The 12420-nt window shown below is 57.8% G+C and carries 11 protein-coding genes and 2 tRNA genes; all 13 read right to left on the bottom strand.

The genetic code is table 11. The features are described from left to right. Positions 1–188 precede the first annotated feature (188 nt). On the bottom strand, positions 189–458 hold the full coding sequence (gene rpsO / locus AC4LE2_RS03330; RefSeq protein ID WP_491824094.1) for a 30S ribosomal protein S15: 270 nt from the start codon (positions 456–458) through the stop codon (positions 189–191). Positions 459–568: 110 nt separating this feature from the next. Then, a complete protein-coding gene (gene truB, locus AC4LE2_RS03325; protein WP_491824093.1) occupies positions 569–1486 on the bottom strand; it encodes a tRNA pseudouridine(55) synthase TruB in 918 nt (305 codons plus the stop codon). 3 nt (positions 1487–1489) lie between these two features. Beyond that, the gene (rbfA, locus tag AC4LE2_RS03320; protein ID WP_491824092.1) at positions 1490–1897 is read right to left on the bottom strand and encodes a 30S ribosome-binding factor RbfA; all 408 of its coding nucleotides are present in this window, start codon (positions 1895–1897) and stop codon (positions 1490–1492) included. 134 nt (positions 1898–2031) lie between these two features. After that, a complete protein-coding gene (infB, locus tag AC4LE2_RS03315) occupies positions 2032–4563 on the bottom strand; it encodes a translation initiation factor IF-2 (protein WP_491824091.1) in 2532 nt (843 codons plus the stop codon). Positions 4564–4589: 26 nt separating this feature from the next. After that, positions 4590–6071 (bottom strand): transcription termination factor NusA, encoded by a 1482-nt coding sequence (gene nusA, locus AC4LE2_RS03310; protein WP_491824090.1) that lies wholly within the window; start codon positions 6069–6071, stop codon positions 4590–4592. A 59-nt stretch (positions 6072–6130) separates the two neighbouring features. Then, positions 6131–6589: a ribosome maturation factor RimP gene (gene rimP / locus AC4LE2_RS03305; RefSeq protein ID WP_491824089.1), complete on the bottom strand. Its 459-nt coding sequence runs from the start codon at positions 6587–6589 to the stop codon at positions 6131–6133. Between the two features lie 129 nt (positions 6590–6718). After that, positions 6719–6795: transfer RNA gene (locus tag AC4LE2_RS03300), tRNA-Met, on the bottom strand. A gap of 96 nt (positions 6796–6891) precedes the next feature. Continuing rightward, positions 6892–6977 (bottom strand) — tRNA-Leu (locus AC4LE2_RS03295). Between the two features lie 16 nt (positions 6978–6993). After that, positions 6994–7377: a preprotein translocase subunit SecG gene (gene secG, locus AC4LE2_RS03290; protein WP_491824088.1), complete on the bottom strand. Its 384-nt coding sequence runs from the start codon at positions 7375–7377 to the stop codon at positions 6994–6996. Between the two features lie 4 nt (positions 7378–7381). Further along, positions 7382–8137 carry a triose-phosphate isomerase gene (gene tpiA, locus AC4LE2_RS03285; RefSeq protein ID WP_491824087.1) on the bottom strand — a complete coding sequence of 252 codons (756 nt, stop codon included), beginning with the start codon at positions 8135–8137 and terminating at the stop codon, positions 7382–7384. A 76-nt stretch (positions 8138–8213) separates the two neighbouring features. Then, positions 8214–9551 (bottom strand): phosphoglucosamine mutase, encoded by a 1338-nt coding sequence (gene glmM, locus AC4LE2_RS03280; protein WP_491824086.1) that lies wholly within the window; start codon positions 9549–9551, stop codon positions 8214–8216. Between the two features lie 17 nt (positions 9552–9568). Next, positions 9569–10420 carry a dihydropteroate synthase gene (gene folP / locus AC4LE2_RS03275; protein WP_491824085.1) on the bottom strand — a complete coding sequence of 284 codons (852 nt, stop codon included), beginning with the start codon at positions 10418–10420 and terminating at the stop codon, positions 9569–9571. Positions 10421–10428: 8 nt separating this feature from the next. Beyond that, the gene (ftsH, locus tag AC4LE2_RS03270) at positions 10429–12336 is read right to left on the bottom strand and encodes an ATP-dependent zinc metalloprotease FtsH (RefSeq protein WP_491824084.1); all 1908 of its coding nucleotides are present in this window, start codon (positions 12334–12336) and stop codon (positions 10429–10431) included. Between the last annotated feature and the right edge of the window lie 84 nt (positions 12337–12420).

Raw genomic sequence — 12420 nt, 5'->3', positions numbered from 1 at the left:
ATGAATAAGTGGGCATCTACGGGGTTCGTCCCGTTCCATGTCCGGATAAAACTTGAGGCTGGAAGCCCGCTCCCCGAGCACAGGGCTCAGACAGCGGACCGCCAACCTCATTGAGTGGCATGCCACGTACAGCGACCGCGCAATAACACGAAAGCTGACGGGGCATGCCCACCACTGCCAGGCCGCTATCAGCGACGCAGGCCCAAGCGACCGATCAGGGTGCTGTAACGCGAAACGTCCTTGCCCTTCAGGTAGTCCAGCAGCTTACGACGCTGGTTAACCATACGGATCAGGCCACGACGCGAGTGGTGGTCTTTGCCGTTGGCCTTGAAGTGGTCTTGCAGCTTGTTGATGTTGTGGGTCAACAGGGCAACCTGGACTTCCGGAGAACCGGTGTCGCCAGCTGCTTGCTGATATTCACCAACGATACGAGCTTTATCTTCAACGCTGAGTGCCATGAGGCTTTCTCCCTTTCAGGGAACCGCAATGCGGTTCCAATAGGCCAGGGACAGTGCCCTGCGTTATATAAGAGGAATGACCGCGCCTACTGACAGCCACCCTCGTTCGGTCATTCAGACCGAATTAGTCGACGCGGCGCAATGCGCCCGTCTTCGCCCACTTCACCGATACCGATGAAGCGACCGGTGTGATCCTGTACGCGCACCATACCGAAAGCCGGGGCTTCCGGGGCACGCACCGGCTGCCCATGCAACCAGTAAAATGCGCTGTGTTCTGAGAACTGCAGCAATGGCCAATCCTGAAGGCCGCTATCAGCCGGTAACAGGAACTGGTCCAGTGCCTCGTTGCCACCCTCGGCGTGCGCCTGCTCCAGCGCTTCCAACGTGACTGTCTGGGCAAGGCCAAACGGCCCTGCCTGGGTGCGCCGCAGTTGAGCTACATAAGCGCCACAGCCTAGCTGCTCGCCAATGTCTTCCACCAAGGTACGAATGTACGTGCCCTTGGTGCACTGAACCGCCAGTGTCGCGCGGGTTTGGTCCACCGAGAGCAACTCCAGGCTGCCAATAGTAACAGAACGCGCCTCGCGCTCCACTACTTCCCCTGCCCTGGCTAACTTGTACAACGGCTGGCCATCGCGCTTGAGGGCCGAGTACATCGGCGGCACCTGCTGGATAGGGCCCCTGAAGGCAGGCAGTACCGCTTCGATATCGGCGTGACCGACCGCCACTTCCCGCTCACGCAGTACATCACCCTCGGCATCGGCTGTAGTCGTAGTGACCCCCAGTTGCATGACGGTCTCATACGCCTTGTCGGAATCAAGCAGGTATTGGGAAAATTTAGTGGCCTCACCAAAACACAGGGGCAACACGCCTGTAGCCAACGGGTCGAGGCTACCGGTATGCCCGGCTTTTTCAGCATTGAGCAGCCAACGCACCTTTTGCAGGGCGGCGTTGGACGTGAAACCTTGGGGCTTATCCAGCAGGATGATCCCACTGACATTACGGCGAATACGCTTGACCTGTGCCACCAATCAACCCTCTTCCGTGCCGTTGGGCTGAGGGGCTGCGGGTTCATGCTGGCTGTCCTCGGCGACCGCGCGCTCAATCAGCGCCGACAAATGAGCGCCTCGCGCCACGCTTTCGTCGTAATGGAAATGCAACTGCGGAACACTGCGCAATTTCATCTCACGGCCAAGCTGGGTACGCAGGAAGCTCCCTGCAGCATTGAGCACCTTGACGCTCTGCTTGACCTGCTCGCCGCCATCGTCGCCCATCACCGTAATGTAAACCTTGGCGTGGCCCACGTCCCGGGTCACCTCCACGGCGGTAATGGTGACAAGGCCCACGCGTGGATCCTTAACCTCGCGGCGAATCAGCTGCGCGAGTTCGCGCTGTATCTGGTCACCAATGCGTTGGGTACGGCTATATTCTTTTGCCATGACAAGACTACCTGTATCGGCTACCCGCGCTGCGAGTAGCTTGAAAGCGGCAAACGCCCGGCCTGACAGGATGCCAGACCGGGCGTTGCGTAGGAGAGCGCGTGACTGGCACGCGGCTCGTGACTGAGTACAGCTTAAAGCGTACGCGCCACCTGGACTTTCTCGAAGACTTCGATCTTGTCCCCGACCTTGACGTCGTTATAGCTCTTGACGCCAATACCACACTCCATCCCTGCACGCACTTCGGACATGTCGTCCTTGAAGCGGCGAAGCGATTCGAGTTCGCCTTCGAAGATCACCACGTCTTCACGCAGTACGCGAATCGGACGGTTACGGTGTACAACACCTTCCAGGACCATGCAGCCTGCGACCGCGCCAAACTTCGGCGAACGGAACACGTCACGCACTTCAGCGATACCCAGGATGTTCTCGCGAACATCGCTGCCAAGCATACCGGTGAGGGCTTTCTTAACGTCTTCGATGATGTCGTAGATGACGTTGTAGTAACGCATATCCAGGCCATCTTGCTCGACGATCCGGCGAGCCCCGGCATCCGCACGAACGTTGAAGCCGAACAGCACCGCACTGGACGCCAGCGCCAGGTTGGCATCGCTTTCAGTGATGCCGCCTACGCCACCAGCCACGACGCGTACCTGCACTTCGTCGTTACCCAGGCCGCCCAAGGCACCCTGAAGGGCTTCGAGAGAACCGCGTACGTCGGCCTTGAGGACGATGTTGAGGGTTTTCTTCTCTTCCTGGCCCATGTTCTCGAAGATGTTCTCGAGTTTGCCGGCGTGAGCACGGGCAAGCTTGACTTCGCGGAACTTGCCTTGACGGAACAGGGCAACTTCACGTGCCTTCTTCTCGTCACCGACCACGCTCATTTCGTCGCCAGCGTCAGGCGTGCCGTCCAGGCCAAGGATTTCAACCGGAATGGATGGGCCTGCCTCTTTGACCGGCTTGCCATTCTCATCGAGCATGGCGCGGATGCGACCGAAGTTCGAGCCAACCAGCACCATGTCGCCTTGACGCAGCGTACCGTCCTGTACGAGCACGGTAGCGACCGGGCCACGGCCCTTGTCGAGGCGCGATTCAACCACTACGCCACGGCCAGGTGCTGCAGGGCTTGCCTGTAGCTCAAGGACTTCGGCCTGGAGCAGAACGGCTTCGAGCAGTTCGTCCACGCCTGTACCCATCTTCGCCGAGACCGGTACGAACGGGGTATCACCGCCCCACTCTTCCGACGTAACGCCGTGAACCGACAGCTCACTACGAATACGGTCCAGGTCTGCACCGGGCTTGTCGATCTTGTTCACTGCGACAACCAAGGGCACGCCTGCTGCCTTGGCATGCTGGACAGCTTCGATGGTCTGCGGCATAACGCCGTCATCTGCGGCCACGACCAGGATGACGATGTCGGTCGCCTTGGCACCACGGGCACGCATTGCGGTAAACGCGGCGTGACCCGGAGTATCCAGGAAAGTGACCATGCCACGATCGGTTTCCACGTGGTAAGCGCCGATGTGCTGGGTAATACCACCCGCTTCACCTGCCGCTACCTTGGCGCGACGGATGTAGTCGAGCAAGGACGTCTTACCGTGGTCAACGTGGCCCATGACGGTAACCACTGGCGCACGGGAAACCGTCTCGCCTTCATAGCGCAGGGACTCGGCCAGGGATTCTTCCAGAGCGTTGTCGCTGACCAGCTTGACCTTGTGACCAAGCTCTTCGGCGACCAGCTGTGCGGTCTCCTGGTCCAGTACCTGGTTGATGGTAACCGGTGTACCCAGCTTGAACATGAACTTGACGACTTCAGCGCCCTTTACGGACATCTGCTGTGCCAGGTCGGACACGGTGATGGTTTCACCGATGATCACATCACGGACTACCGGGCCAGTTGGGCTCTGGAAACCGTGCATGTTGCGCTTCTTGAGCTTGGACTTGCCACGACCACCGCGACGGAAGCCATCGCTCTCTTCGTCGGTGGTACGCGGTGCCGCACGCGGAGTAGGCGCCTTTTCTTTAACGGTTGCGCGATGAGGCTGACCTTTACGCTCGTTACGACGGTCGTCGTCGGTGCTAGCTTTGGGCTTGTCCGGGCGACGAGCGTCGTCGCGCTTGCGCACTTCCGCCGTTTGCGTCGGCGTCGGCGCACGGTCGTTCGCTGCGGCAGGCTCGGTGGCACGCGTTGCCGGAGCCGCTACAGGCTCGGCAGCAGTCGCGGCCGCAGGCTGAGCAGCGTCGGCGGCTGGCGCGGCCTTGCGGGCCTCTTCCTCAGCGCGCTGACGAGCCTGCTCTTCGGTTTTCGCCCGAGCAGCGTCATTGGCGGCGCGGCGCTCATCGAGCTCGCGACGACGTTCAGCCTCGATCTCTTCAGGGCTTTGCTTGACGAAGATCTTCTTTTTACGAACTTCGACGCTGATGGTTTTGCTGCCAGCTACGCGAAGCGTGCTAGTAGTCTTGCGCTGCAGGGTAATCTTGCGGGGTTCTTCCACTTTTGCCTTGTGACTGCTTTTCAGGTGCGCCAACAGCGCTTGTTTTTCGGTATCGGTCACAACCTGGCCAGCGTCGGTATGCGGCAATCCCGCCTCTCGCATCTGTTGCAACAGGCGCTCCACCGGTGCGGCGACCTCCTGGGCCAGTTCTTTCACCGTGACTTGCGTCATGCACTTCTCTCCTCAGGCCGCGCCAGTTACTCGAACCAATGGGCTCGGGCGGCCATGATCAACTTGCCGGCTCGCTCTTGGTCGATGCCGTCGATGTCGAGCAAATCGTCAATAGACTGCTCGGCCAGGTCTTCGCGGTTAATGACACCGCGTACCGCCAGTTCCTTCGCAAGGTCAGCATCCATACCCTCGAGGGACAGCAGGTCTTCCGCCGGTTGGGCGTCGGCCAGCTTTTCCTCGGACGCGATGGCTGCGGTCAACAGGCGATCCTTGGCCCGAGCACGAAGCTCATTGACGATCTCCTCATCGAACTCGTCGATGTTGAGCATTTCTTCCAAAGGCACGTAGGCGATTTCTTCCAGGCTGGTGAAACCTTCGTCTACCAACACCTGGGCAAGGTCTTCGTCAATTTCAAGCTGCTCGACGAAATTGCGCAGGATGTCGCCAGTTTCGGCCTGTTGTTTCGCTTGGATATCCGACTCGGTCATTACGTTGAGCGACCAGCCCGTCAATTGACTGGCAAGGCGAACGTTCTGACCACCGCGACCGATGGCCTGAGCCAGGTTGTCGGCAGCGACGGCGATATCCATGGCATGCGCGTCCTCATCCACAATGATGGCCGCGACTTCCGCCGGAGACATTGCATTGATGACGAACTGTGCTGGGTTATCGTCCCAGAGCACAATGTCGACACGCTCGCCGCCCAACTCACCGGACACTGCCTGTACGCGAGAGCCACGCATGCCAATACAGGCACCTTGCGGGTCAATGCGTTTGTCCTTGGAGCGAACGGCAATTTTTGCACGAGACCCCGGATCGCGCGAAGCACCCATGACTTCGATCAGCCCTTCGGCGATCTCGGGCACTTCGATACGGAACAGCTCTATGAGCATTTCCGGTGCAGTACGAGAAAGAATGAGCTGAGGCCCACGGTTTTCGCTGCGGATTTCCTTGAGCAGTGCGCGTAAACGAACACCTACCCGGAAAGTCTCGCGAGAAATGATATCTTCACGCGCCAGCAGTGCTTCGGCGTTATTACCCAAGTCGACGATAACGTTGTCCCGGGTGACCTTTTTTACGGTGCCGGAAATGATCTCGCCTACGCGCTCACGGTAAGCATCGACTACTTGGGCCCGCTCAGCCTCGCGCACTTTCTGCACGATAACTTGTTTAGCAGTTTGCGCCGCGATACGGCCAAACTCGATCGAATCGATCTTGTCTTCGAACACATCGCCAGCGACGGCATCTGGCTTACGCGCCTGAGCTTGGTCCACGGCCAGCTGATGGGCGGGATCCTCGAAATTCTCGTCCTCGACAACGGTCCAGCGCCGGAAAGTTTCGTAGTTACCGGTGTGACGGTTAATCTCCACCCGCAAATCCACTTCGTCTTCGAACCGCTTTTTGGTCGCGGTCGCGAGGGCGATTTCCAGCGCTTCAAATATCACACCCGCCGGTACGCCCTTTTCATTGGATACCGATTCAACAACCAGCAGTACTTCTTTACTCATCGTACGCCTCGCCTTTCGCAAGCCTTTTGGATCCGCCATTGAGCGGAACCCGAAACGTCTCAGTCAAAACTGGGAATAATGTTTGCTTTATCGATGGAATCGATCGGCAACAAGAATTCATGGTCATCGACCTGGACCACCACATCCTGTTCTTCCACACCACGAAGCAGGCCCTGAAAATTGCGACGCCCTTCAAAAGGAATACGCAATTTGATTTTGACCTGCTCCCCGGCGTGTTTAGCGAACTGCTCTAGCGTAAACAGCGGGCGATCCATACCTGGAGAAGAGACTTCCAAGGTGTACTCCACGGCAATAGGGTCTTCGACATCAAGCACACTACTCACCTGGCGGCTGACGATTTCGCAATCCTCAACCAGCACCCCTTCTTCCTTGTCGATAAAAATACGCAGCAGCGAATGACGCCCCTGGGATATGTATTCGATACCCCAACATGTGTAACCAAGCGCCTCGACCACTGGGGCCAGTAAGGCCTGCAACTGTTCTAGCTTGCTCGACAACTGAACCCCCTCGTGCATGCTGTGCAAATAAAAAATGGGCGAAACGCCCACCCTGGAAGCGCCGCCTTAATGCGACGCGTGTGCTGATCAGCTAACAAAAAGCCCCTGAACAGGGGCTCCGCTGAAAACTGGTTGCGGGGGCTGGATTTGAACCAACGACCTTCGGGTTATGAGCCCGACGAGCTACCGGACTGCTCCACCCCGCGACAAAGCTGGCCTGAAAGTATACAACTTCGGCCTCAAACGGTCAATCTACAGCGCTGGAACAAGAAAGCCCGCTAAGTGCGGGCCTCCTTGTTTATTGGTACCGAGAAGGGGACTCGAACCCCTACACCCTATGGGCACAACCACCTCAAGGTTGCGTGTCTACCAATTCCACCACCTCGGCAAAACCTTAAAATCTTTTACTTCTGCTCTTGAGCCGGAGGAACATCATTAGTGTTCACACCGCTTTTTTGCTCTTGGAGCACCGGCACATCATCTGTAACCGGTTTCTGCTGAGGTACTTCAAGTACCGCTGGATTAGGCAAACCTGCCTGTACCAACTGATGAGCCTTTTCCTTAGCAAAATAACCTAAGCCCAGGCTGGTAATGAAGAAACATGCAGCGAGTATACCAGTAAACTTGCTAAGAAAGGTAGAGGAACCTTGACTTCCGAACACAGTATTTGATGCGCCTGCGCCGAAAGATGCTCCTGCTTCTGCACCCTTCCCCTGCTGCAACAGTACGAGGGCAACTACGCCCAACGCACCCAACAGGTGAAACACTACTACGACATTTTCCAGCATCTTGTCAGTTTCCCGCGGCGCGACAGATCGCACCGAACTCATCTGCGTTCAGGGCGGCACCACCAATCAGCCCCCCGTCGATATCCGGCATGCGGAACAACTCAGCCGCGTTGGCAGACTTCACGCTGCCGCCGTACAAAAGCTGCACACCTTGTGCAACTTCGGCATTTCTGGCAGCCAGTTGCGCGCGAATAGCTTTATGCACTTCTTGCGCTTGCTCTGGCGTGGCCGTCAAACCTGTGCCAATCGCCCAGACTGGCTCGTACGCGATGACGGCTCGGGAGAATACCTCTATCCCTAGCGCATCAATGATGCTGTCCAACTGACCACCTACTACCGCAAGCGTACGCTCAGCTTCACGTTCTTCGAGCGTTTCGCCTACACAGAGCACTGGAATCAGACCAGACGCTTGCGCAGCCTTGAATTTATCGACCAGCACGCTTTCGCCTTCGCCGAGAATCTGCCTACGCTCCGAGTGCCCTATGAGCACGTGGGAGCAGCCGGCGTCCTTCAGCTGACTAGCTGCAACTTCTCCGGTCAAGGCACCCGGCCCGGACTGAGTCGCTACGTCTTGCGCACCTACTGCGATACCTGTGCCATTCAGCGCGTGCACCGCTTCGCTGAGGTGGAGGAAGGCCGGGAAAATCGCGACATCTACTGTCGCTGAAAACTCCTGACTTTTCAACCCCTTGAGCAGCTCCGCCACACTGGCGCAGGTACCGTTCATTTTCCAGTTACCAGCTACCATCAGGCGACGCATGCTTCACCTCGTCGGTCAAAGTGGGCGCAGATATTACCCAGAACAACCGCGAGAGGCAAGCGTTTGGATGCAGGCATCATGCACAAACTTCTTTAACGAGCGCTGCAAGCTCTTCGGCATAGCGTCGAACCTGTACTTCCTCGTCGCCTTCGACCATTACGCGTACCAATGGCTCAGTGCCGGATTTACGCAGCAAAACACGCCCCCGCCCGCCCATGGCCTGGGTCACACGCTCACAGGCTTCACCCACGGCAGGGTGATCGACAGGGTTCTCACCGCCGCCGAAGCGCACGTTGATCAGCACCTGAGGGCACTTACGCAACCCGTGGCGAGCTTGCGCAAGGGTTTCACCACGGCGTCTTAGCGCCAGCAACACTTGCAAGGCCGCGATGATCGCATCGCCCGTGGTGGTGTGCTGCGAGCAGACGATATGACCGGAATTTTCTCCGCCGAGCGGCCAGTTGCGCTCGGCCATCTCGGCAATGACATATCGGTCACCGACGTTCGCCCGTGTAAACGGAATGCCTTGGTCTTTCAACGCGAGCTCTAGACCCAGGTTGCTCATTAGCGTACCGACTACACCGCCTTCCAGGCGGCCGCGCTCTTTGAGGTCCCTGGCAATGATGAACAGCAGCTCATCCCCGTCGACGATCGCACCGGTGTTATCGACCATCAATACCCGATCACCGTCACCGTCAAAGGCAATGCCCAGGTCGGCGTGGCCCAACAGCACGGCTGCCTGAAGCGACTCCATGTGGGTAGAGCCGCAGCTTTCATTGATATTGAGGCCATCTGGCTGGGCAGAGATAGCCGTCACCTGTGCACCCAGTTCGCGGAACACATTGGGGGCCACTTTGTACGTGGCGCCATGTGCGCAATCGACCACTAGCTTGAGGCCGGCAAAGTCGGTGCTGCTGGGTACGCTGCTTTTACAGAATTCGATGTAACGGCCTGCTGCATCGTTGATGCGAGAGACCTTGCCCAGGTTGCCAGACTCCGCAACGGTCATGGGCTGGTCCATCAGCTCCTCGATCATCAGCTCGATAGCATCAGGCAGCTTGGTCCCCTGCCCTGAAAAGAACTTGATGCCGTTGTCATGGTGAGGGTTATGCGATGCGCTGATTACGATGCCGGCTTCAGCATGGAAGGTGCGGGTGAGGTAGGCAATCGCAGGCGTAGGCATTGGGCCTAGCAACATTACATCGGCGCCTGCGGCCGATAATCCCGCCTCCAGGGCTGACTCGAACATATAGCCTGAAATACGCGTGTCCTTACCGACAAGTACCCTGCATGCGCCCATCTTCCGGAAGGCCATGCCTGCCGCCCAGCCCAGCTTGAGCATGAAGTCTGGGGTAATTGGGTATTGGCCTACCCGGCCCCGAATGCCATCGGTGCCAAAATATTTTTTGTTCATAGGTGCTCCGTCAATTCTTATTGCGCCGCGTTCACTGCCGCGATCATGCGTACCACGTCCACCGTTTCTGCAACGTCATGTACGCGCAAGATGCGTGCGCCCTTGAGCATGGCCAGGGCCGCCAACGCCAGGCTGCCCGCTAACCGCTCACCCACCGGTTTGTCGAGGGTTTGGCCGACGATGCTTTTGCGAGACACCCCTACCAAGAGCGGCTGCCCTAGCACGTGAAGCGCCTCTAGCTGTTTGAACAAGCTCAAGTTATGGGCGTGGGTTTTGGCAAAGCCGAAGCCAGGATCGAGGATGATTCGCGACGCATCGATGCCTGCATTCTGACAGGCCTGCACGCGGGCCGCGAGAAAATCGGTTACCTCACCCATCAGGTCGAGGTAACTGGGGGCCTGTTGCATGGTTTGCGGGTCGCCCAGCATGTGCATCAGACAGATAGCGGCGTCAGTGGCTGCAGCTGCCTCCAGCGCCCCTGGACGCCTTAGAGCACGCACGTCATTCACCATGCCCATGCCTAGCATGGCGCATTGCCGGATGACCTCGGGAGAGGACGTATCCACCGAAACGATCACGTCCAGCCCAGCTGCCACGGCTTCTACGACTGGACAGACCCGATCAAGCTCTTCTTGGAGGGAAACAGGTGAGGCGCCTGGCCGGGTGGATTCGCCACCGATGTCTATGAGGGTAGCGCCTGCCTGAACCATGGCACGCGCGTGATCAAGGGCGACACATTGAGCTTTGAAGCGCCCGCCATCCGAGAACGAATCGGGCGTCACGTTGAGGATACCCATGACATGGGTATGCGATAAATCAAGAACCCGGTTGCCGCAAGGCAACCGGGTTGGGTGTAGCAGGTTACTCATGTGAAACCTTAGAGTTGAGCTGCGGGGCCGCCGATAGGCGCTTCAGGACGTTCGTTGCCCTTTGCTGCCGTACCGCCTGAGGTACCAGACCCACCCGTCCAATCACGCGGCTCACGCACGGGGCGGCCAGCCATGATGTCTTCGATCTGATCAGCGTCAATCGTCTCAAATTTCATCAGCGCATCGGCCATTGTGTCGAGCTTGTCCCGATTATCCGTCAGGATCTGCCTTGCAGTGTCGTAGCAGTGATCGATGATGCTGCGCACTTCCGAATCGATGACTTTAGCGGTTTCACCGGAAATATTGCCGCTCTGACCGCCGCCACGGCCAAGGTAGGCTTCACCTTCATCTTCCGCGTACATAAGCGGGCCTAGTTTCTCGGATAAGCCCCACTTGGTCACCATGTTCCGAGCGATCTGGCTGGCACGCATGATGTCGTTGGAGGCACCGGTAGTAACACCATCGAAGCCAAGGGTCATTTCCTCGGCGATACGCCCGCCGTACAACGAACAAATTTGGCTAATCAACGCACGCTTGGACAAGCTGTAACGGTCTTCTTCCGGTAGGAACATGGTCACGCCCAATGCTCGGCCGCGAGGAATGATCGAGACTTTGTAAACCGGGTCATGTTCCGGAACGATTCGGCCAACAATGGCATGACCTGCTTCGTGGTACGCCGTGTTGCGTTTCTCTTTATCCGACATGACCATGGTTTTGCGCTCTGCGCCCATCATGATCTTGTCTTTGGCCAGCTCGAACTCTTTCATCTCTACCGTGCGCTTCCCACCACGGGCCGCGAACAGTGAAGCTTCGTTCACCAGGTTTGCCAGATCTGCGCCTGAGAAACCTGGCGTACCGCGAGCAATGACCGCAGCGTTAACGTCTTCGCTTACAGGCACTTTGCGCATGTGGACTTTGAGGATCTGCTCACGGCCACGGATGTCGGGAAGCCCTACCACGACCTGGCGGTCGAAGCGACCTGGCCGTAGCAACGCGGCGTCCAGCACGTCAGGGCGGTTAGTGGCAGCAATAACGATGATGCCATCGTTCATTTCAAAGCCGTCCATCTCAACCAGCAATTGGTTCAAAGTTTGCTCGCGCTCATCATGACCACCGCCCATACCCCCACCACGGTGGCGGCCAACGGCGTCGATTTCATCGATGAAGATGATGCACGGGGCGTGTTTCTTCGCCTGCTCGAACATGTCGCGAACTCGGCTGGCACCGACCCCTACGAACATCTCTACGAAGTCCGAACCGGAAATCGTGAAGAACGGCACTTTGGCTTCGCCCGCGATAGCCTTGGCTAACAGGGTTTTACCAGTGCCAGGCGGGCCTACCATCAACACGCCGCGTGGAATACGACCGCCCAAGCGCTGGAATTTGCCAGGGTCGCGCAGGAACTCAACCAGTTCACCGACTTCTTCCTTGGCTTCGTCGCAACCGGCCACGTCTGCCAAGGTTGTTTTGACCTGATCTTCGGAGAGGAGTCTGGCTTTACTCTTGCCAAAGCTCATGGGGCCACCCTTACCACCGGCACCCCCTTGCATTTGTCGCATGAAGAACATGAAGACAGCAATGATCACCAGAATCGGGAAGCTGGCCACCAGCAATTGAGTCCAGATGCTTTGCTGCTCAGGTTGCTTGCCTTCGACCACGACGCGGTTGTCGACCAGGTCGCCGATCAGGCCATTGTCTTGGATGGCAGGCCGGATGGTTTTGAAGTTGTCGCCATCGTTGCGCTTGCCGGTAATCACGTAGCCATCGACCTGCACACGCTCGATCTTGCCGTCTTTCACCTGTTGGATGAAATCGGAATAGTTGAGGGTTTGCGGCTCGTTGGGGCTCGAGAAGTTATTCATCACCGTTACCAGCACGGCAGCGATGATGAGCCACAGGATGAGATTCTTTGCCATATCGTTCAATTCGCTACCCTCTGAAGCCGGTCTCGGGGACCTAGCGCCAGGCTTCGTATGATGTCCATCGGCCTAACTTACTAC

The sequence above is a fragment of the Pseudomonas sp. 9.3L genome (assembly GCF_058536285.1).
The sequence above is the reverse complement of the archived record's forward strand: the minus strand, read 5'-3'. Positions and strand labels throughout refer to the sequence as shown.

Excerpts from the sequence above, each read along its gene's own strand:
- folP (WP_491824085.1), bottom strand. The coding sequence starts at position 10,420 with ATGAGTAACCTGCTACACCCAACCCGGTTGCCTTGCGGCAACCGGGTT.
- ftsH (WP_491824084.1), bottom strand. The coding sequence starts at position 12,336 with ATGGCAAAGAATCTCATCCTGTGGCTCATCATCGCTGCCGTGCTGGTA.
- infB (WP_491824091.1), bottom strand. The coding sequence starts at position 4,563 with ATGACGCAAGTCACGGTGAAAGAACTGGCCCAGGAGGTCGCCGCACCG.
- tpiA (WP_491824087.1), bottom strand. The coding sequence starts at position 8,137 with ATGCGTCGCCTGATGGTAGCTGGTAACTGGAAAATGAACGGTACCTGC.
- rbfA (WP_491824092.1), bottom strand. The coding sequence starts at position 1,897 with ATGGCAAAAGAATATAGCCGTACCCAACGCATTGGTGACCAGATACAG.
- glmM (WP_491824086.1), bottom strand. The coding sequence starts at position 9,551 with ATGAACAAAAAATATTTTGGCACCGATGGCATTCGGGGCCGGGTAGGC.
- rpsO (WP_491824094.1), bottom strand. The coding sequence starts at position 458 with ATGGCACTCAGCGTTGAAGATAAAGCTCGTATCGTTGGTGAATATCAG.
- secG (WP_491824088.1), bottom strand. The coding sequence starts at position 7,377 with ATGCTGGAAAATGTCGTAGTAGTGTTTCACCTGTTGGGTGCGTTGGGC.
- nusA (WP_491824090.1), bottom strand. The coding sequence starts at position 6,071 with ATGAGTAAAGAAGTACTGCTGGTTGTTGAATCGGTATCCAATGAAAAG.